Origin of the sequence: Algoriphagus yeomjeoni (assembly GCF_003259505.1) — a bacterium.
Lineage (GTDB): Bacteria > Bacteroidota > Bacteroidia > Cytophagales > Cyclobacteriaceae > Algoriphagus > Algoriphagus yeomjeoni.
Map to the genome: position 1 here is coordinate 132,207 of NZ_QLLK01000005.1, position 21,174 is coordinate 153,380.

General features: G+C 40.5%; 18 protein-coding genes and 1 tRNA gene. 11 read left to right on the forward strand and 8 right to left on the reverse strand.

Annotated features, from left to right (window positions below; all coding sequences use genetic code 11):
* Window positions 1-16 precede the first annotated feature (16 nt).
* From rsgA to panB, 3 genes are all read left to right on the forward strand, one after another.
* A complete protein-coding gene (gene rsgA / locus LV83_RS09860) occupies window positions 17-940 on the forward strand; it encodes a ribosome small subunit-dependent GTPase A (protein ID WP_111611384.1) in 924 nt (307 codons plus the stop codon).
* A 61-nt stretch (window positions 941-1,001) separates the two neighbouring features.
* The gene (locus tag LV83_RS09865; RefSeq protein WP_111611385.1) at window positions 1,002-1,493 is read left to right on the forward strand and encodes a phosphoribosyltransferase family protein; all 492 of its coding nucleotides are present in this window, start codon (window positions 1,002-1,004) and stop codon (window positions 1,491-1,493) included.
* A gap of 4 nt (window positions 1,494-1,497) precedes the next feature.
* Window positions 1,498-2,319 (forward strand): 3-methyl-2-oxobutanoate hydroxymethyltransferase, encoded by an 822-nt coding sequence (gene panB / locus LV83_RS09870; protein WP_111611386.1) that lies wholly within the window; start codon window positions 1,498-1,500, stop codon window positions 2,317-2,319.
* 62 nt (window positions 2,320-2,381) lie between these two features.
* Here panB and LV83_RS09875 read toward each other — a convergent pair whose 3' ends face one another.
* The 6 genes from LV83_RS09875 to LV83_RS09900 all read right to left on the reverse strand — a co-directional run bounded on the left by LV83_RS09875 (window position 2,382) and on the right by LV83_RS09900 (window position 10,161).
* A complete protein-coding gene (locus LV83_RS09875; protein WP_111611387.1) occupies window positions 2,382-3,467 on the reverse strand; it encodes a hypothetical protein in 1,086 nt (361 codons plus the stop codon).
* Between the two features lie 433 nt (window positions 3,468-3,900).
* Window positions 3,901-5,112, reverse strand: a complete 1,212-nt coding sequence (locus LV83_RS09880) for a glycoside hydrolase family 57 protein (RefSeq protein ID WP_111611388.1) — start codon at window positions 5,110-5,112, stop codon at window positions 3,901-3,903.
* Window positions 5,109-6,395 (reverse strand): glycosyltransferase family 4 protein, encoded by a 1,287-nt coding sequence (locus LV83_RS09885; RefSeq protein WP_111611389.1) that lies wholly within the window; start codon window positions 6,393-6,395, stop codon window positions 5,109-5,111. Before LV83_RS09885 ends, LV83_RS09880 begins: the two co-directional genes overlap by 4 nt.
* Before the next feature lie 10 nt (window positions 6,396-6,405).
* A complete protein-coding gene (locus LV83_RS09890; RefSeq protein ID WP_111611390.1) occupies window positions 6,406-8,322 on the reverse strand; it encodes an amylo-alpha-1,6-glucosidase in 1,917 nt (638 codons plus the stop codon).
* A 343-nt stretch (window positions 8,323-8,665) separates the two neighbouring features.
* Window positions 8,666-8,741 (reverse strand) — tRNA-His (locus LV83_RS09895).
* A gap of 76 nt (window positions 8,742-8,817) precedes the next feature.
* A complete protein-coding gene (locus tag LV83_RS09900; RefSeq protein ID WP_111611391.1) occupies window positions 8,818-10,161 on the reverse strand; it encodes a dihydroorotase in 1,344 nt (447 codons plus the stop codon).
* Window positions 10,162-10,208: 47 nt separating this feature from the next.
* Here LV83_RS09900 and LV83_RS09905 point away from each other — a divergent pair, with 47 nt between their 5' ends.
* Together LV83_RS09905 and LV83_RS09910 are read left to right on the forward strand one after the other, a co-directional pair.
* Window positions 10,209-11,585, forward strand: a complete 1,377-nt coding sequence (locus LV83_RS09905) for a DEAD/DEAH box helicase (protein ID WP_111611392.1) — start codon at window positions 10,209-10,211, stop codon at window positions 11,583-11,585.
* Window positions 11,586-11,664: 79 nt separating this feature from the next.
* Window positions 11,665-12,828 (forward strand): alpha/beta fold hydrolase, encoded by a 1,164-nt coding sequence (locus LV83_RS09910; RefSeq protein WP_111611393.1) that lies wholly within the window; start codon window positions 11,665-11,667, stop codon window positions 12,826-12,828.
* Between the two features lies 1 nt (window position 12,829).
* Here LV83_RS09910 and LV83_RS09915 read toward each other — a convergent pair whose 3' ends face one another.
* Complete coding sequence (locus tag LV83_RS09915; RefSeq protein WP_111611618.1) at window positions 12,830-13,291, reverse strand: DUF3995 domain-containing protein; 462 nt, start codon at window positions 13,289-13,291, stop codon at window positions 12,830-12,832.
* Between the two features lie 22 nt (window positions 13,292-13,313).
* Window positions 13,314-14,615: an amidohydrolase gene (locus LV83_RS09920; protein ID WP_111611394.1), complete on the reverse strand. Its 1,302-nt coding sequence runs from the start codon at window positions 14,613-14,615 to the stop codon at window positions 13,314-13,316.
* Window positions 14,616-14,762: 147 nt separating this feature from the next.
* Between LV83_RS09920 and LV83_RS09925 the strand changes: the two genes are divergently transcribed.
* From LV83_RS09925 to dnaN, 6 genes are all read left to right on the forward strand, one after another.
* A complete protein-coding gene (locus LV83_RS09925) occupies window positions 14,763-15,461 on the forward strand; it encodes an SDR family oxidoreductase (protein WP_111611395.1) in 699 nt (232 codons plus the stop codon).
* A 161-nt stretch (window positions 15,462-15,622) separates the two neighbouring features.
* Window positions 15,623-16,141 (forward strand): peroxiredoxin family protein, encoded by a 519-nt coding sequence (locus tag LV83_RS09930; RefSeq protein ID WP_111611396.1) that lies wholly within the window; start codon window positions 15,623-15,625, stop codon window positions 16,139-16,141.
* Between the two features lie 233 nt (window positions 16,142-16,374).
* Window positions 16,375-17,280 (forward strand): gliding motility-associated ABC transporter ATP-binding subunit GldA, encoded by a 906-nt coding sequence (gene gldA, locus LV83_RS09935; RefSeq protein ID WP_111611397.1) that lies wholly within the window; start codon window positions 16,375-16,377, stop codon window positions 17,278-17,280.
* Window positions 17,277-17,996, forward strand: coding sequence for a gliding motility-associated ABC transporter permease subunit GldF (gene gldF, locus LV83_RS09940; protein ID WP_111611398.1), 720 nt, complete (start codon window positions 17,277-17,279; stop codon window positions 17,994-17,996). The genes gldA and gldF overlap by 4 nt, the downstream gene beginning before the upstream one ends.
* On the forward strand, window positions 17,993-19,681 hold the full coding sequence (gldG, locus tag LV83_RS09945; RefSeq protein WP_111611399.1) for a gliding motility-associated ABC transporter substrate-binding protein GldG: 1,689 nt from the start codon (window positions 17,993-17,995) through the stop codon (window positions 19,679-19,681). The genes gldF and gldG overlap by 4 nt, the downstream gene beginning before the upstream one ends.
* Window positions 19,682-19,921: 240 nt before the next feature.
* The gene (gene dnaN, locus LV83_RS09950; protein WP_111611400.1) at window positions 19,922-21,046 is read left to right on the forward strand and encodes a DNA polymerase III subunit beta; all 1,125 of its coding nucleotides are present in this window, start codon (window positions 19,922-19,924) and stop codon (window positions 21,044-21,046) included.
* Window positions 21,047-21,174: the final 128 nt, after the last annotated feature.

The following is a 21,174-nucleotide window of genomic DNA, read 5'->3' on the forward strand; positions in this document are numbered from 1 at the left end:
AAGAAAGTAAAAGGATATGAAAGGAAGGGTGATAAAATCCACTGGAAGCTGGTATCTAGTTCAAATTGATGGAGAGGTTGTTTCTTCTAGATTAAAGGGGAAATTCAAACAGGATGAGCTAAAATTGACCAACCCCATTGCTGTGGGAGATTGGGTGGAGTTGGAGAAGGAAGAAAATCAGGAGACAGCCGTGATTTCAGATATTTTACCTAGAGATAATTACGTGATTAGGAAGTCTACACGTAAACAACATTTTTCTCATATCATAGCCAGTAATCTCGATCAGGCGATTCTTGTTATCACGATGAAAAGCCCTCGGACATCATTAGGTTTTATAGATAGATTTCTTGTCAGTACGGAAAGTTTTAGGATTCCTGCCATTTTGGTAGTGAATAAAATGGATCAAATGTCTGGAGAAAAAGCAGAGGATTGGCTCTTGGATATACAAGAAATATATGAGCCGCTGGGGTATAAAGTTTTAGAGGTTTCCGCGCTTAAAGAAGAAAATCTCAAAGAAAAATTCGATTCCGTACTCGCTGGGAAATCAACTTTGATTTCTGGACATTCAGGCGTAGGAAAATCGACTTTACTTAATGCTTTGGTCCCAGCTGCCGCTCAGCATACCAAAGAAGTCTCCGGATTCACATCCAAAGGTGTCCATACGACTACCTTCGCCGAGCTTTTTGCGTTGGAAAATGGTGGTGATTTGATTGATACTCCGGGTATTAAAGAGTTTGGGATTCTTGACATTGAGGACAATGAGCTTTCCCATTATTTTCCAGAAATGAGAAAATACCTGGGGCAATGCAAGTACAATAATTGTCAGCATGTGAATGAGCCTGGTTGCGTTGTGCTCGAAAAAGTGGAAGCTGGATATATCCATCCATACCGCTACGAAAGTTATCTGAATATCCTCAATGAAGAGGATGACTATAGATAAGCTGCCTGCGTGATTTTGAATCCAAGTAGAATTGGCCTAATTTTCATTTTTATAAAATAACATGAGCGAAGTACTCAATCACCAGCAGATAAAGAAGAAAATTACCAGAATGGCTTATGAGATTTACGAGCGAAATCTCAACTCAAAAGCTGTAGTCCTTGCAGGGATTTCTGGAATGGGGGAAACTCTAGCAGATCTCCTAGCTACAGAACTTAGGGCAATTTCTCCTCTAACCATCGAACAAACGGATATTATTTTAGACAAAGCTCACATCGCTTCAGAAGAGGTTAAGCTTTCGCATGAAATAGATCTGCAGGGTAAAACCTTGATTTTGGTAGATGATGTTCTCAATACTGGAAAGACTTTGGTCTATGCGATGAAGCCATTTTTGGATGAGGAACTTTACAAAATGGAAATTGCTGTACTGGTGAATAGGAGTCATGGACTTTTTCCCATTCGACCTGATTATACGGGATTTGAACTTTCTACTACACTCAATGAACATATCAAAGTAGATTTCTCAGGAGATAATTACTTCGTATATCTACACTAATACTATGTCAGTACACTCTTCGGCAAACGTAAAACGTATCACCACGCACATTCTCCAAGAGATGAAAGATCGTGGTGAGAAGATTTCCATGCTCACATCTTATGATTATTCCATGGCTAAAATCGTGGATTCTGCTGGGATAGATATCATCTTGGTTGGAGATTCAGCTTCCAATGTGATGGCAGGGCATGAGACTACCTTACCGATTACTTTGGATCAGATGATCTATCATGCTTCTTCAGTCGTAAGAGCTGTGAGCAGATCTTTTATTGTAGTTGATATTCCTTTTGGAAGCTATCAAGGGAATAGTTCTGAAGCATTACGTTCGGCTATTCGGATCATGAAAGAATCCGGCGCACATGCTGTGAAAGTTGAGGGAGGATCTGAAATCAAGGAATCTGTTGCTAGAATATTAAGTGCTGGAGTTCCGGTCATGGGTCATTTGGGCTTGACTCCGCAGTCTATTTATAAATTCGGTACATACACAGTAAGAGCAAAAGAAGAGGCTGAAGCGACTAAGCTTTTAGAGGATGCAAAGCTTTTGGAAGAGTTAGGTTGCTTCGCAATTGTAGTGGAGAAAATCCCTGCTCATCTGGCTAAGAAAGTGGCTGAATCTGTTTCTATCCCTATTATTGGAATTGGAGCTGGAGGTGGAGTTGATGGACAAGTACTAGTGGTTCACGATATGCTCGGAATCACTCAGGAGTTTAAACCTCGTTTTTTAAGACAATATGCAGATCTTCAGGGAATAATGATGGAAGCTTTTGGTCAATACATCAAAGATGTGAAGAGCAAAGACTTTCCGAATGAGGGAGAGAGTTATTAAAGCGTTAAAGCAAAAAAAGGTATATCAAGCGATATACCTTTTTTCTTGACCAAACCTCTTCCTTAATCCTTTACCAGTTCCTTAAAATTGCTGATGCCGCTCCCGATCAGTTCTGAAATCGACCCTTTAGCAGATTTTACATAATTATCTTTGTTACAGGCAACATAGTGAGATGCTAAGTTTAGCTCTCCACCTGATACCATTACCAATTGCGGGTAGGCAGTTTTACTGAAGGTAGCAACTTCAGCAGAGGTCACCTCAACGAGTTTCGTTTCGGCAAAAATATCTTCGAAATAAACATCTCTTTTCAATCCCGTAGAAGAGTCAAATGCAGGAGAGCTGATCAAATGACCGGCCACAAAGCGTACTTGGGATGCTAATCGGGCCGAAGTGGATGATTGGGTAAAACCCTTTGCAAACTTCCCAAGACTCATTTGCTCGTTATCTGTTGCACCTATAGCAGCAGCCATTCTTAAGTTAATATCAGCTTTCACTTTTGACGAGGCATAGTTTGCAAAACTGGTTGAACTCGCGTCCAAAGCCACAAAAGGAAAAATAAATGTAGCCTCAGCGACATAAGCATCCCCTAGGTCTTTTGAAAGCTTGGAACTTGTATCTGTAAAAGTCCCTTTCTCCCTTCCATCATTCGCAATTCCTTTGACCCAATAATCATATCCTTGGGGAGTAACCATCACGAACCCTGTCGCTTGATCAGTAGAAGATGCTCCACCTTTGACTAATTCATATCCGCTATAGTAATCAGTTTTACCTGCCTCTTCCGCTGATATGATTTCGTAGCCATCGGCTTCGAGTTGAGCCGCAAAATCTGCATATGCTTCATCTACTATTTTTTGAAAATCCGGTATATCTACTCCGCTCAGCTGTACGCCCATGCTAGTCTTGGTGCCGGACACTGTAGTTGCTCTATTTGCACGATTATTTGTACTTCCCTTTGTACTTGCAGAGGCCTCTTCAAAAACTTCAAAGAGTACTCTGAATTTTTGAATATAAACTCGCTTAGGAGATTTTGAGGATTGCTTACCTCGGTGAAAGGAGTTTACATCATAATCTTTCGAGGAAATGTAAGGATCGGCGGGCTGAAGTATTCCTGCCAAAAAGAGAAGAATTGTTAGAAGTGTAATTTTCATGATTAGAGTTATTAGTAAAGACGGTTGTTTTTATCTGACTCCTCTAAATTAGATGATAGACATGGGATTTTTAAATATGAACTAATCGCTCTCTACACACAAGAATTGCTAAAAAACTATGTAAGTATTTGAAAATCAAATTACTGTAAATTTTGGTATCCTTAAGGAGTCTGTTTGTTTGACTCCTAAATAGGGCATTTGTCGTATGAAAAAAATCGTCTAGCGAAACCTTTTTTCTGTCAAAATACCTGAAAACTATCTAACTAATTTTTACCTGCTACTGGAAATAGCCAAGTTTTGAAAGTTGAAAAGCTACAATCTGAGCGCTTTTGGAGGTGAATACTGGAGTAATAAATTGAGCTAGAATTGACCCTATCAACACAAAAAAAGACCGATGAAAACCGGTCTTTCTATTATTATTTATCCTACTACATCAAGCGCTAGCTTCCTTTTCAGATATTTTTTCTTTTACTCTTATCATAAAGTCGCTTAGCACATTCATGTAATTGATGAATGCTTCATATGGCGAATCATAAGGGCTGAAATAGGCATGTATATCTCCGTCTGAAAAGAACTTGGTACACATATAGTAGAAGTGGTCACTTGTTTGCAAGTATGCCCAGTCACGCTGAATATCATCGTCATCTAAACCTTTGACCAATTTTTCCATTTCGAAAAGCCTATCAAATGCTTCGTCTTGCAGGTCATTTCCCAACCATGCAGTCAAATCACGCTCCTCATCTGCCCAAGAAATCGGTATAGGGACATGTATCTTTCCGACTGGTGAGATCTTCGCAGCTACCTCAGATGGGGTAGAAAAAGTAAAGTTAGTCTGGCTGAATACTGCGTCTGGAAGAGACTTCATGAATTCAAAAATTCCAGTTTCAGCCCATTGGTGTTCTCCAAACGTCTCATAGTCCATAAATAGATTAATAGTCTCTTCTTCCTCAGGGACATTCTTTATCCATTTCACAAATTTCTCAGTAGTAAGGGGGTAGTCATCCCAGCCTTTGTTTCCAAATCTAAATGCGATATCATCTGAAAGCTGGAAGTTCTTAAGCAATACTTTCAGTTTTGGATCAATGCTATTTACGTATACATAATTTGGACTTTTCCATCCAAGTACGTGTTTCGCCCCTTCAGTTAAAATAGCCTCAAAACCCATTTCAGATACCATTGCGCCGATTTGATCTGAATATATAAGCTCTGTATTTCTAAACACTTTTGGCTTGTAACCATTGAAGAGGGTCTTAATTTTTTCTTGATGCTTTTTCACCATATTTTGAAACTCATCCTTGCTTTTCAAAGCTACTAGGCTGTGTGCATAAGTTTCATTGAGCAGTTCGCAATGACCAGTTGCCACTAGTTTTTGGAAGCTTTCCAACACATCGGGAGCATAAGCTTCTAACTGATCCAAAAACACACCAGACATAGAAAAGCTTACTTTGAAAGCTCCATTGTATTTGTTGATCATTTCCAGCAATAAAGCATTCATAGGCAAGTAGCATTTCTGTGCTACTTTTCTCATGACACTACGATTGAGGAAATCGTCCCAATAATGATGATCGTCACCGATGTCAAAAAAACGATAAGGTTTCAGACGGTATGGCTGATGAACCTGGAAGTAAAAGCATAGGGTTCTCATGGTTTCTTCGATAATGTTTTTTGGTACACAGTGACAAGTTTTTCAGCCACATGTTCCCATTTTAATTTTTTCAATTCTTCAGTTCCAAGCTCCTTGAACATTTTAGATATACCATCATAATGTAGCAAAGCAAAAATGGCATCTGCCATGGAGTCAATATCCCAAAAGTCAATTTTGATTGCATTATTCAGGACCTCTGCCACGCCTGATTGCTTGGAGATAATTACAGGAGTATTGTGTCGAACAGCCTCTAGAGGAGAAATACCAAAGGGCTCCGATACTGAAGGCATCACATAGACATCTGAGATAGCATACATGTGATCTACATCGTCACCCTTTAGAAATCCTGTAAAATGGAACTTTGTGCCCATCCGGAGCTCGGCTACTCTATCAATCATTCGATTGAGTAAATCCCCGTTTCCGGCCATTACAAAGCGAACGTTAGGGTCGCGCTCGATGACTTTTTTTGCAGCTTCTACGAAATATTCAGGGCCTTTTTGGAAGGTGATTCTTCCTAAGAAGGTTACGATTTTTTCAGGAACTTTCTTTTGGTAGCTGGATTTGATAATACTTGCATCCAGAACCGCATTGTGTAGAACAGTTACCTTTTCGGCAGGAATGCCATATTTCTTAATGATAATGTTTTTGGTTAGCTGACTTACTGCCACGATATGATCTGCAGCTTCCATTCCTGCGCGCTCGATATCATATACCACTTGGTTGACAGATTCTCCAGACCTGTCAAATTCCGTAGCATGCACATGGGCTACCATAGGCTTTCCACTGATTTCCTTTGCAGCAATTCCTGCGGGAAAAGATAGCCAGTCATGGGCATGAATGATCTCATGCTCCTTGTTTTTGGAAATATGGGCTGCTACTAAAGCATAGCGGGAAACTTCCATCATTAAGTCCTTGCCGTATTTTCCGCTAAACTCAAATTTGTTTGAAAATACACTTTCGTCCACATCAGTTCTGTCATGGATTGCATAATCGGTGTATTTCTTGAATTCATCAGGGCCTAAGTAAGGGACTAAAAAACTGCTCACTTCTAAATAAGTGAGGTTTTTCCAGAATTTTTTAAACCGTTTTTCACGGTAATCTATGGTAACATCACTTGCATTGACAAAATCTGCCAATGGCTCCTCGTCTCCCCAGAGTTTTGGTACAACAAAAATAATGTCTTGATGATGATGCGCCAATCCCTTGACTAAACCATAACAAGCCGTTCCTAGACCTCCAGAAATATGTGGTGGAAATTCCCACCCAAACATTAGCACCTTCATAAAAAGTCTTTTATATCTTTTTGACCAAATCCATCATTCTAAGCAATTCTGATACGCTCCACGCCTGTGATATCGCTCCTTTCGGACGATGCGGCGGGTCTCCATCGTAAATTTCTGCCACCGCCCCTACTCCATATTGAGTCATTACTCCATCAAAACCTTTTACGATTTTATTAATAAAATTAGCACTTGACTTCCCATGTAGCCTAATGTATCCTTCTACAAAGTGGCCAAGAGGCCAAACCCAAACCGTACCATTGTGATAGGCTTGATCTCTGCTGATTTGGTCACCAAAGTAGTACCCTTTATAGGCTGGGTCATCCGGAGAAAGCGAGCGCATTCCTCTTGTCGTAAGAAGTTTTGATTTTGCCGTCTCAAGAACTGCGTCACATTTATCATCACTAAGCATCACATAGGGCAGGGAGGTAGCGAAAATCATGTTTGGACGAATAGCCCAGTCCTTCTCTTCTCCATCAATATAATCTGCCAGATACCCATGTTCCTCAGACCAAAACTCCTTTTCAAAAGTATTACTGATTTTCGCAGCATGACTTGCTATGTCCTCATCACCAGTTAATTCATAGTAGAAACATAGTGCATTATACCAAAGTGCTTGAATTTCTACTGGACAGCCAATCCTAGGAGTAACCGGCCCATCTGGGGTAACGGCATCCATCCAGGTAAGTGCCTTTCCTTCCTCGCCACCATATACAAGACCATTTTCTAAAACGTGAATATTGAAATCGGTACCATTAAGGTATCCCTCAATAATTCCTTTCATTTTACCTAAATAGCGATCTTTAATGGTCTTACTATCTCCGGTATACTTGATGTATTGCTGCAATGCCCAGAAGTACCAAAGTGGCGCATCTATAGAATTCATGTTCGTGGTGACCCCACTTCCTACATTAGGAAAAAGTGGACCTTTCAAGTCGCGGGACATGGTATCCATGATATCTAGAAAAGTCTTACTATCACCAGTGGTGAGCGTAAGTCCTGGAGCGGCTACGAAAGTGTCTCTACCCCACCAGCCAAACCAAGGATATCCAGCAATGACTCTGGTGTCTCCATCCCGTTGTCGTAAAAATTGGCCTGCTGAATTCTTCAGACAGTTTACAAAATTGCTTCTTGGAATTCTTCTTGCGATTTCTTTCTCAAAGGCATTTTGACGTGTTTTTGGATCCGCCTCTGTCAATCCTGCTGAGAATATAACAGATTCTCCTTTTTCTATTTCAAATTCAAAATACCCTGGTACATACAGGTCTTCTTGATAATCATATCCTCGCTCGCGCTCTAATATATACTCGACATTGTAATACCAATCAGGTGCTGGTACAAACTCTACCTTCTTTGACACCTGCAAATAAAGGGGGTCGTACTTGTCATAAAGGTGGAAAATTGCACCATTTGGTGCTCTCTTAAACTTCTTGTTGATATGCGTATTTGCCTTGCAAAGGTCGTGGTAACCTCTGAAAGCTAAAAATGGTTGAATCCGTATTTTTGTCGGTGAGTGAGCATCTAACAACGTATATCGAATCATCAATCGATCTCGGTTGGTGTCTAAGATCAGTTCTTTTTCCAATAGAACTCCACCGACCCGATAGGTCAGTTTCGGGATGGGCTCAGAATCGAAATCCTCTAAGTATTTATGACCCCTTGGAGAGTAATTTCCAGGGAATTTGCTGATTCCCAAGTTGAAGCTTGCACCATGCTGAATAACCGTTTCATGAACGGTAGATAACATTACATGGCTTTGGGAGTCGATTTTTGGTTGAGGGACTACTAATAACCCATGGTATTTACGGGTGTTACAACAGATTATCGAAGTGCTAGTATATGCGCCTGAACGATTGGATCTGATGATCTCTCTCTCAAGAGAATAATTCAGATTAATTAGTTGTGTTTTATCGAAATGGATATAACTCATGTGGGAAAAATTCTATGTTGTTAAAAATAGAGTTTTGATCCGACAAGAAAAATGAAATGCAAAAAAATAAAGGTTATGTTTCCATAACCTTCTGTTTTTGTTGAAATAATCAGGAGTGAATCGCTTCTTTTTGAATTTCTTCGAAATTTCTAAGCGATTCTTCAAATTTCATCAAGTAGCTTTTTGCCATGCGAATATTGATGGGTTTTACCTGAGGAAATTTTGGCGAAGTTTTGAACAAAGTAAACATCTGAAGTTGGTTTAGTTCTGGCGGTGAATTATCAAATGCTGTGCCAATAGAGGCTATATTAATTAGAAAAGCCCCTCAAAGTGAGGGGCTTTTGGGTGAAAGACCGGGTTCGAACCGGCGACCTCTGGATCCACAAACCAGCGCTCTAACCAGCTGAGCTACAATCACCATTTAAACATTTGGACTGGTTTCTTCCAAACGGTCTGCAAAAGTAATAATTCGCTATTCTCTTTGCAAGAGTCAGGTTAAAATTTTCCTATAAATCTAAGACGCTCGCCTTTCTTGTCTTCATGGAATGTACCGTTTTCGAACGCTAAATGTCCAGAAACGACTGTATGTGTGACTTTTGACTTAAAGGTATGGCCCTCAAAAGGCGACCAGCCGCATTTTGATAAAATATTTTCTTTTTCAACTTTCCATGGATTATTTAGGTCTACAAGTGTCAGATCGGCAAAATATCCCTCCCGGATAAACCCTCTTTCCTTGATATGAAATAAAGTTGCGACGTTGTGACACATTTTCAAGGCGATATTTTCAAGACTGATTTTACCTTGATGATAGAAATCCAGCATGGCTACCAAGCTATGTTGGTTCAGTGGTCCACCTGATGGTGCCTTTGTGTACACCTGAGCTTTTTCTTCAATGGTATGAGGAGCATGATCTGTAGCCACTACATCAATGGTGCCATCTAGCATTGCATTAAAAATAGCCTCTCTGTCTTTAGCTGTTTTTATTGCAGGGTTCCATTTGATGAGATTTCCTTTAGTCTCATAATCCTCCTCAGCAAACCACATGTGGTGGATACAAGCTTCAGCGGTCACTTTTTTCTGTTCCAAAGGAATGGTGTTAGTGAACAACTCCAATTCCTTTGCGGTACTGATATGTAGAATATGTAGGCGCGTTCCATGCTTTTTTGCCATGGCTACCGCTCTGCTTGACGCGTCATAACAAGCCTCCTCTGATCTGATTTTTGGGTGAAATTTGACAGGGATATCATCGCCGTAGATGGATTTAAACTCATCGAAATTCGCTTTGATGATGTCGTCGTTTTCGCTGTGGATTGCGATAATGGCTTTACATTCTTTAAATATTCCTTCTAGGGATTCAATATTGTCTACTACCATATTTCCTGTGGAAGAACCCTGAAAAATCTTCAATCCGCAAACTTTCTCAAAATCAACTTTCATAATCTCATCCAAGTTGCTATTTGTCGCGCCCATGAAAAAAGAATAGTTGGCCAAGGAAACTTCAGCAGCTCTTGCATATTTCTCTTCCAATAAATCCACTGTAGTTGCCTGAGGAATGGTATTTGGCATCTCCATATAAGAAGTTGTTCCACCAGCTACCCCTGCTTTTGCTTCGGTATAGATCTCAGCTTTGTGAGTTAATCCAGGCTCTCTGAAGTGGACCTGATCGTCAATTAGACCTGGAAAAAGATGTTTTCCAGTTGCGTCAATATGGATATCTGCTTGCTCCGAACTGAGGTCAGCACCAAGTTTTGAGATTCTTCCATTTTCTATAAATACATCGCCCGGACTTATCCGGCCTTCATTGACTATATTTGCACCGGTGATCAGAATACTTTTCATCTTTACTCCTTTTTGGATTTTACTTATTCAACCAAAATTAACGAATCATGAGCAATGAGGCCTCAACTTTTGAAGCATTTAAGCTAAATCGACAGCTATTGAATGCTGTGGCGGATGCCGGCTATGTTCATCCCACGCCTATTCAGGAAAAGGCAATCCCGCTGGCTCTTGCTGGCCACGATGTGCTTGGGATTGCTCAGACAGGTACAGGAAAGACCGCTGCGTATGTGTTGCCGGTTCTCATGAAAGTGAAATATGCCCAAGGGGATCATGCCAGAGCGGTGATTTTGGCGCCAACTCGTGAATTGGTGATGCAGATCGAAGAAGTAGTAGTCCAAATGTCTGCCAATACCGATTTGAGAATGGTTGCGCTTTATGGGGGTTTGGGGCCAAAGACGCAAATTGAGACCATAGAGAAAGGTGTTGATATTATCGTATCTACTCCTGGGAGATTTTTGGATATCTATAGAAAAGGGAAAATCCTCACTAAGGAAATCAAAACTATGGTGCTGGATGAGGCTGACAAAATGATGGATATGGGCTTTATGCCTCAGATCAGATCAATTTTGGAAATCATCCCAAGAAAGCGACAGAACTTACTTTTCTCTGCCACTTTTGGAGAACGAATCGATCGCTTTGCCGCGGAGTTTTTGGAGTTTCCTGAAAGAGTAGAAGTAACTCCTCAGGCGACTACGGCAGAAACTATTGGGCAAATAAAATATTTGGTACCAAACATTAAAACGAAGCTGAGTCTTCTCGCTCATTTATTTAAGAATGAGGAAATCAACAGAGCCATCATTTTTACCAGATCCAGAAGAAATGCGGAAGAGGTTTTTGCCTTCTTGAGCCATAGAAGTTATGGAGAAGTGCGAGTGATCCATGCGAATAAAGGACAAAATACCCGGATCAATTCTATCGAGGATTTCAAAGGTGGAGACGTTCGGATTCTAGTTGCGACGGATGTTGCCTCCAGAGGATTGGATGTGACGATGGTTTCTCACGTAGTCAATTTTGATGTTCCGCTGATCTATGAGGATTATGTACATAGAATCGGTAGAACTGGTAGAGCTACAAATGAAGGCAAGGCGATTAGCTTTGTGAATCCTGCCGAAGAGTATCACTTCGAAAAGATCGAGGAAATCATACGCATGAAGGTGGAAGAAGCTCCAATTCCTGATGAAGTCGATGTGACCGCTACTCCTTATGAGGAGAAGCAAGCATATGCACGTGAGCTGGATCGTTTACTCCAGAGAGATAATCCTGACTATAAGGGAGCATTTCACGAGAAAAAGGAGCATAAAAAGCCAAATCCACATCTAGAGGCTCAAGAAAAGGAGAAGAAGCGTGGCAATAAAAATTCTAAAGCCAAGACCAACAGAAATCAGTTGAAGACTAAGCACCAGAAGAATAAAGGAAATAATTGATTCTTTGCTGAAGGTTAATTTTCACTAAAACTAATCTCTATCTGTTTGAAGTTTTATCAACAATGATAAAATTTGAGATGTGAGATTAGTTTTATTTTTTGTTTTTGTCAGTGCTTCCCTTCAGGCACAGCCGTTTTTGGTTCCATATAACCATTTACTGCCCGATTCAAGGAAAATCGAAATTCAAGTTACATTCTTAAATGAGTTTGATTCAGAAAAGGAAACGGTATTTCTATTAGAGGATGCTTTCGACGAACTTTATATGCCCTTTGATGAATTGCTGGATTTCTCTGAGTTCAGCAATTTTGTTTTGATCAAAGGAAGGAAGAATAATGAGGAGTTAAAAAGAGGTGTGATGCTTACTGGAAGTCCAGATTATGAATTGGCTTACACCCTTTTTAACCAAGATCAGGTCGCACGCGATGTAGAAGTGATCAGGGAGGAATTACTCGGGGAAGAGCAAGTGATTTTGTTCGGATATTCCTCGTCTGCGATGGTTTTGCAGAATTACCTTTCCTTGTTTCCTCAGCATGTAAGCAGAATGATCAGTGTTAATCCCTTGGTTTTTGACGTACAAAAGAACATGAGTTTTTCTTCCTCAGGATTAACCTTTCAAGGTTTGACGCTTAGTGATGAGCAGAACTTTGATTTCAGTTACTATGCAAATTTCTACAATGTAAATTTGGGGAGAAAGGCCGCTGCGAAGTACAATCTGATTGAATTTATGATTTTTCAGGATGTTCTGAGGGGTTTGGCTTTTAACCAAGATTCTGCAACAAATATCCCATTACTTGTGCGGGCATTTGAACATGCGATAGCAGTCTCGGGAATGCAAGATTCTTCTCAGAAGATCAACCCAAGTTTAGAATTACTGAAAGAATTGAGTAATCCACTTTGGAACACCTATCAAAATGACAACTTCGATTTCTATGGAACCAACTACGATCGATTGTTGGGATTTGAGGGAAAGATGATTCTGATCGGAGGAGCTTTTGACCATTTGATTTACTCCAAATCATATGATGTGCTTGCGGAATACTACTCTGATTGCACATTGATTCTCCTCAACGACGGGCATGGACTACAGAAAGTGCTGAAGCTTACTTCCTTTAATGAGCTAGTGAATTCATTCATTGGGAATGATACACCTGGGAAGATTGCTGCCTATAAAAAGTTGTCTGATGAGAATTTCATTTTCGAGAAATACTATGAAGGGGCGTTTAAAGTACCCCCACTTTTTTGATCTAAAATATGATTTCCTTGGATTTATCTGAAGTTCGCAGGCTTTTAACAAGTAATACAAATCCCAATATCGCGATAATCAAGCACAAAGGAGAAAAGAACCAAGTGTCTGATTTCGCAAACTCCGTAGATTTAATTTGCTTGAAAAAACCAATGTATTTGAAATCACCCAAAGCTCTCAACCCAAAAATTAGTGGGATTACCCAAAGCCCAATAATTCTAACCCAAAATGGTAATTTGCGATTTACTGAAATGAACGTTAGCCAATAAAAAGCTGCGAATAGAGTTAGTCCAGATCCAACAATTATGCTATCAAGTGTCTTCGGACTCAGCATTTGCTGACCTTGTTCATTTGTAGGCAGTACACTTTCAAATCCCCATTGACCTCCAATTGCCCAATAAAAATGAATTAAAGCAAGAACAGAGAAGATTACAATTAATAGTATCGCTACGATTGGTTTCATAATCATGAGCTATAATTCTTCTCTACTTATTTTTCTCCATATAATCCACCACAAAATAGCTCAAGGTTCGCATTCCTAGCACAAATCCACCCTCGTCGATATAGAATCCAGGCGTGTGATGTGAAGGAGTAGTAAGCGGATCGCCGCCTTTTTTCATCCCACCAAGAAAAATAAATACGCCCGGCTTTTCCCGCTGGAAAAAGCTGAAATCTTCAGCCCCAGTCACAGGATTCAAATAGATTAAATTCTCTGCACCGGCAGCAGCTTCTAACGTTGGGAGCATTTCCTTTGTCAAATCAGGGTCATTTACGGTGGAAGGATATAATTTCTCAAGCTTTAAATCTACAGTAGCTCCTGCACTTTCAGCAATATTAGTTACGATCTCATTGATGCGCTTATGTACAAGCTTTTGCTGCTCATCTCCAAAAGTCCTAACTGTCCCGATCAACGCCACTTCCTCAGGAATGATATTATGCCGAATACCCCCATGAATAGCTCCTATGGTAACTACTGCTGGATTCTGGGTGACATTTACACTTCTGGAAAGAATGGTCTGAAGTCCCATAATAATTTGTGAGCTGGTTACGATTGGATCCACACTTGACCAAGGATAGGCGCCATGAGCTTGTACTCCTTTTACGGTAATTTCTAGATTATCCACAGCTGCCATGATCGGTCCGGATCTATAGCCTATCTTTCCAACTTCTGTTTGCGAATTGATATGCAAGCCGAAAACGGCATCCACGTCATCCATCACTCCCTCTTTTACCATTAGCTCTGCTCCGGCAATATCAACATCATAGACACCTTCTTCAGCTGGCTGGAATAGGAATTTTACATTCCCTTCCAGCTCATCTTTCATGCTGGCCAACACTTCTGCCACACCCATCAGAATGGCTACGTGGGAATCATGCCCACAGGCATGCATCACTCCAGTTTCTTGACCATTATAAGTAGCTGTATTTACAGATTTAAATGGTAAATCATTTCTTTCAGTAACTGGCAGCGCATCCATATCAGCGCGGAGTGCGACTGTAGGTCCAGGCTTTCCACCTTTTAAAACTCCGACCACACCAGTTACAGCTACATTTTCCGTTACCTCAATTCCAAGTGAGCGAAGATGATCTGCGATTTTCTTTGCGGTACGAGTTTCTTGATTTCCCAATTCAGGATGCATGTGAATATCGCGGCGCCACTCAATCACTTTGGATTCAATTGAATTTGCCTTAGTGTCGATAGCTGGTCGGAGCTCAGTTTGGGCGAAAAGCGTTCCTGCTCCTACGAACATTGGTACAAGAAATAGGGAGTGTAAAAGGTATTTCATGGATGGAGGTTTGTATTGGTATTTATCAAATTTAGAAAAATGTCTTAATGCTCAAGCTTTTTCCCAGCCAAATGCTGAAAAGTCATCTTTCAAAGAACTATTTCACCTGAATTGACTTTGTATAGAACAATCGTTAAAAAAGAATCTATGCAACTTAATAATCAGATCGCGGTAGTAACTGGCGTGAGTAAAGGAATAGGGCTGGAGTTAGTGAAATTACTGCTTGAAAAAGGAACAGTCGTTGCTGGCTGGGGAAGAAATTCGCCTGATTTTCAGCATGAAAATTTCCACTTTTTCTCCTGTGATGTATCTAAAGAAGAATCGGTAGAAAGTGCTTTTCAAGCCACCGTTGGAAAACTAGGGAAGGATATTCGGATTTTGGTTAACAATGCTGGATTTGGCGTAGCAGGAGATACAGAGACTTTTTCCTCTGAGGATTGGAAAGCAATGTTTGATACCAACGTTCATGGGATTTTCTACACCACCAAGCGTTTGATCCCGGGTATGAAGGCTGCCGATGAAGGACATATATTGAATGTTGCATCCATAGCAGGATTGAATGGAGTGAACAAATTTGCAGGGTATGTAGGTACAAAGCATGCCGTTCGAGGGATTTCTCATTCTTTATATATGGAGCTAAGAGATTTCGGGATTAAAGTTTCTACTATTTATCCAGGCTCTATTCAGACCAATTTCTTTGATGAAATACCGGGAGTGGATGCCCATGAAAATATGATGAGACCGATCGATGTCGCTACCACAATGGTACAAACACTGGAAACTCATCCGAACTACTTTGTGGCGGATGTGGAATGCAGACCGCTTAGACCAAAGGGTAAGAAATAATAGGCGTCACTGAGATACAATCAGCGGGCAAATGATCTGCCTTCAACAGTGTTTCAACTTATATTATTTACAAACACAGAAAACATAATTTGACCTTTTGGGCAATTCCAGCCTTGTTTTAAGAGAGTTATGTGTTTATTTTGAAAGTAATCTTTTAACTGATGAAAAAAACAAATCTGATTATTCTTCTCGTAGTCCTTTTAGGAGGTGCTACTTACATGGGATATTTATCTCAAATAGGAACTCCTGCCACAGCGGCCCCGGTTTCAGCACCTAGTGAATTGCCTGATTTTACATTGAATGACATCAATGGCAAAGCAACCTCGATACATGAAGTGGCAGGCGAGAAGCCGACACTTTTTATTTACTTCAATTCTACTTGTCATCTATGTCAGGAAGAGCTTGGGGAGCTTTCAAAACGAATTGAGGAGTTCAAAGATTATAGTATTATTTTAACGACGGTTCAGCCTTTGGATGAAATGATTGATTTTGCAACAGGTTTGGGGATCAAAGAGAAGAACAATGTTCATTTCCTTCTCGACACAAATATGGAGGTTGCAAGTTTCTTGCAAATCAGGAGTGTTCCTTCCATCTATTGCTACGATGCAGACAAGCAGCTAGTAGCCGAGTATGTGGGGATCACGAAGATTGATCTATTACTGGAGAAATTGGGAGGATAGAATTAAATCATAAAGTAGGTTTTTGAGTGTTTTGGTTACTTAAGTCTCTGCGAATAAATCACTTGTAAAAGCTTGTATTTCTAATACGCGAGATCATGTATTTGAAATACATGCTTTTTTGTTTTAAGATTAATCACGAGGAGTAAGTTTCCTTCTAAACCCTGACTCCCTAATTCATCTCAACTAAGGGAAACTACAATTTTTCCTTACTTTTGACTGACTAAAAAAGCTACATGTCACTAGAAGTATCCCAGCTCACCAAACTTTACGGAAATCAGAAAGCACTTGATGAAGTGTCCTTTTCGGCAACACCGGGAAGGATCCTTGGTTTTTTGGGACCAAATGGAGCTGGTAAATCAACTACCATGAAGGTGATTACCGGTTACATTTCTGCCAATTCTGGAGTAGTCAGCGTGATGGGAAAAGACCCTGTCAATTCACCAAAGGAAGTGAGTAAACTAATCGGGTATCTACCCGAGCATAACCCCCTTTACCTGGATATGTACGTACGGGAATTTCTAGAATTCTCGGGTGGCTTATATGGTATGTCAGGCCAAACATTAAAATCCCGAACGAGGGAAATGCTAAATCGAACTGGTTTAGAGCCAGAACAACACAAGAAAATCGGACAACTTTCTAAAGGTTATAGACAGCGCGTAGGACTTGCGCGAGCTTTAATCCACGATCCGCAGGTGATTATTTTGGACGAACCGACTACTGGGCTCGATCCAAATCAACTGGTGGAAATAAGGAGTTTGATTCAAGAAGTGGCTAAGGAAAAGACACTCATACTTTCTACGCATATTATGCAGGAAGTGGAAGCTATTTGCCATGATGTAGTCATTATCAATAAAGGTAAAATACTCGCTTCAGATTCACTTAGCAATTTGAAATCTGGAGTAAATGAGGTTCAACTCATTCTAGAGACTGAAGAAGAACTGCAGTTGGAATGGTTTGAGAATATTGGCCCTGTGACTTTTGGTTCTAAAGGGACTTCGGAGGTGATGATTTCATGTCAAGACGCTACTTTAGGTAGAAAAGCTGTAATGAATATTGTGCAGGCACGCTCCTTGAATCTGATCAGTTTGAATCAAAGCAAAAAGAATTTGGAACAAATTTTTCGCGAGATCACTAGATGAAAAGCCTTCTCCTAAAAGAATTCAATTCCTTCTTTGGTAGCCTGTTAGGCTATTTGGTTCTATCGTTGTTCCTGATTTCGTTAGGGTTGATTGTCTGGGTTTTTCCAGAAACAAGCGTGCTGGATTATGGTTTTGCAGATTTGGAAGCACTATTCAGCTATACGCCTTATGTGTTTACTTTTCTGGTTCCTGCTTTATCTATGCGGGCTATTGCAGAGGAACGCAAGACTGGCACTTGGGAGCTTTTGAGGACTTCTCCACTTTCACTGGTGCAGATTATTTTGGCAAAATACATAGCAATGCTGTGCCTGGTGCTAGTGGCGCTATTACCGACTTTAATTTATTTCTATAGTATCATTGAGCTTGGAGACCCGGTTGGAAACCTAGATCAGGCTGGCTTTTTCGGTTCTTGGATAGGATTAATTATGATCGGGGCAGTATTTGCGGCTGTTGGTCTCTTTGCAAGTTCGCTTACTTCACAGCAAGTTGTGGCGTTCGTTCTCGGGGTCTTTTTGTGTTTTGTTTTATACTTCGGATTCTCGGCATTGGCAGATATGCAACTCGGAGACTTTTCCTATTGGGCATCTGATTTTAGTTTGAGTTTTCATTATATCAATTTGAGTAGGGGAGTCATTGATTCCACTGATTTATTCTTTCTTTTTGGTATGATTTGGTTGTTTTTGGGCGGGGCGGTTTTGGTTTTGAGAAATAAATGAAAAATTCTGCTGTACATACTGCAAAGCCGTGGTTGCTCTTTTTTGGAGGGATTTTACTCTTTGCTTTGGTTGCGCAATTCCTGAATTTCAGAATTGATTTGACCGAGGAAAAACGCTATTCCTTGCATCCGGCTACTGAAGAAGTGCTTTCGCAAATTGCGGAGCCACTTCATGTTGATATACTTTTGGTAGGAGAAAATCTTCCTGGAGGCATGAGGAGATTGCAAAAATCAGTTGAGGAAACAGTAAGGACTTTCAATGCCTATAGCCCTGAAAAGATCACATATTCTTATTTTGATCCCTTGAGTATAGAAGCTGAAAAGCAAGAGGAGTTTGTACTTTCCCTCACCGAATATGCGATAAATCCGGTAAATCTTTCTGTCAATCAGGCCACTGGCTTGCAGACTCAGCTCATTTTTCCAGGCATTCTAGTGAGCAATCAAGAATATGAAACTGGTGCACTAATTCTCAAAGGAGAGCGAGGAATGAGTCCCGATCAGATTCTAAATCAATCCATCGAAAATCTGGAGTTTGAGCTAAGTAATGCGATTCGCAAGTTAATTTCTCCAGAATCCTCCTCTATAGCGATGATCATGGGCCATGGAGAAATGAGTTCGGATGAAGGATATGGCATGGTCGAAGCCCTAGATGGTGATTTTGAATTATTTAAGGTTCCACTTGAGCAAGCCAACACTCCCGCAGATTTAGTTGGGTTTAAGATAATATTTATCCAAGGGCCAAAGGAAGCATTTACTGAGCGGGAGATTTATCTGCTTGATCAATATGTAATGAGTGGAGGCAATCTAGTGGTCTTGCTTGATGGCGTGGCTGTAGATATTGAAAATGCTGGTGGAGAAGGTACTCTTGCGATGCCGGTTGATCTGGGATTGGACCAGCTTCTTTTCCGCTATGGAATTAGAGTAAATAAGGATTTGATTCAGGATTTGAGTTTTGGTTACATCCCCGTGATGGGAGGTGATTTTGGTGGTCAACCTCAGATGGTTTCTTTGCCTTGGCCTTTTCATATTTTGGCTGGCAGAATGCAGGACCATGCAATTACTAAAGGTTTGGACGTTGTTGAATTTCGATTTGCTAGCAGTCTCGATACTGTAAAAGCGGAAGGGGTACATAAAACTCCATTGATTTTTAGCTCTGATTTATCTAGAATTTTGCCTGCGCCAACTCGCGTTGCCTTTTCAGATATGGAGCAAGAGCCTGATGTGAAGCAGTTTGTACTAAAGAATCTACCCCTTGCTTATCTATTAGAAGGAGAATTCAGCTCTTTGTATAAAAACCGATTTTTGCCGGAAGGCTTTGCAAAAGCAGATTTTAAAGAAAGTGGTGAAGGAAAGGTGGTCGTGATAGGAGATGGAGATGTTTTCCAAGCTCTGACTAATCTCGAAGATGGTACTCCGTTGGCGTTAGGAGAAGATCCATTTAGCCAGACGACTTTTGCTAATAAGCTTTTTCTGAAAAACTTAGCTCAATATCTCTCGGATCCAGAAGGGATTATTGCTTCTCGAACCCGCACGTTTCAGATTCGCCCATTGAATAAGGCTAAGATCGCACAGGAAAAGACGTTTTGGCAAGGTTTGAATGTGCTGGCTCCTGTGATTGTATTGTTGATTTTTGGAGGAATTGTCTGGTGGAATCGAAAGAATAAATACAGTCGGAGAGTAAACTAGGAAAGAAAAATAGGATCTAAACCATTAATTTTTCAGAGAATCATTTATACGACGGTTCGAATTAGAATTTATTTATAAATTTACTCCCATTCAAAAGTAAAAATCAAATAAGCCCTACGATATGAAATCGAGCATTATTAAGCTTCTCAAATTGGGATGATTATGATGCATGCGAGATTCCCCGTCCGACTGACGTAAGCCGGGCGGACATATGGCCTTCAAAAGACAAATTATAATCATATGAAATTTATTGTTTCCTCATCTGCCTTATTAAAGCAGCTTTCGGCTATCAACGGTGTGGTCACTACCAATCCTGTAGTGCCAATTTTGGAGAATTTTCTTTTTGAGATCAAAGAGAGTCTATTGACCATTACTGCATCTGATTTGCAGACATCGATGATCACAGAGATCAACGTGGAGGCCAAAGAAGATGGGAATATTGCGGTTCCAGCCAAGATTTTGATTGAGACGTTGAAGAACCTTCCTGAGCAGCCAGTGACTTTCAGCATTGATCATGATACATATGCAGTGGAAATCAGTTCTGACAATGGTCGCTACAGACTGGCTGGTGAGAATGCAACGGACTTTCCTAAAATCCCAACTGTAAGCAACGCTACTTCTGTGGACATGTCCACAGAGGTGCTTTCTTCAGCTGTTTCCAATACCATCTTTGCCACTAGCTCAGATGAACTTCGTCCTGCGATGACTGGTGTTTATATCAATCTAAGCCCAACTAATACAACTTTCGTAGCAACTGACGGACATAGATTAGTTAGATATAGAAGAGTTGATATTGCTTCCCAGGAAGCAGCTACATTGATTATTCCTCGTAAGGCGCTGAACTTGTTAAAGTCAACTTTGCCTTCAGAAAATCTGCCAGTAACTGTGGAATTCAATCAGTCGAATGCTTATTTCAACTTCAATAACATCAAGATGATTTGTCGTCTGATCGATGAGCGTTTCCCTGATTACGAAAATGTAATTCCTGCGGAAAATCCGAACGTGATGACAATTGATCGTTCAGAATTGTTAAGCTCATTGAGAAGAATTGCAATCTATGCGAACAAAACTACCCATCAGGTGAGATTGAAATTGACGGGTAGCGAATTGATGATTTCTGCTGAAGATCTTGATTTCTCAAACGAAGCGAACGAGAGACTTTCTTGTGAGCACGATGGAGAAGATATCGAAATTGGATTCAACGCGAAGTTCTTGGTGGAAATGTTGAATAACCTTTCTTGCAAAGAAGTAAGCTTGAAGTTCTCTGCTCCTAACCGTGCAGGTTTGATTCTTCCAGCTGAGCAAGACGAAAACGAAGACATCCTAATGCTGGTAATGCCGGTGATGTTGAATAACTACGTATAACAACCACAGACCATAAAGTAAGAGCCCGGAGTTTACTTCGGGCTTTTTTTGTGTCTTTTGAGGTTTAGAAAATCTCGAAGGTCTTGGGATTTTAACCATAAAGTGCACGGAGAAAGCGCAAAGTGCAG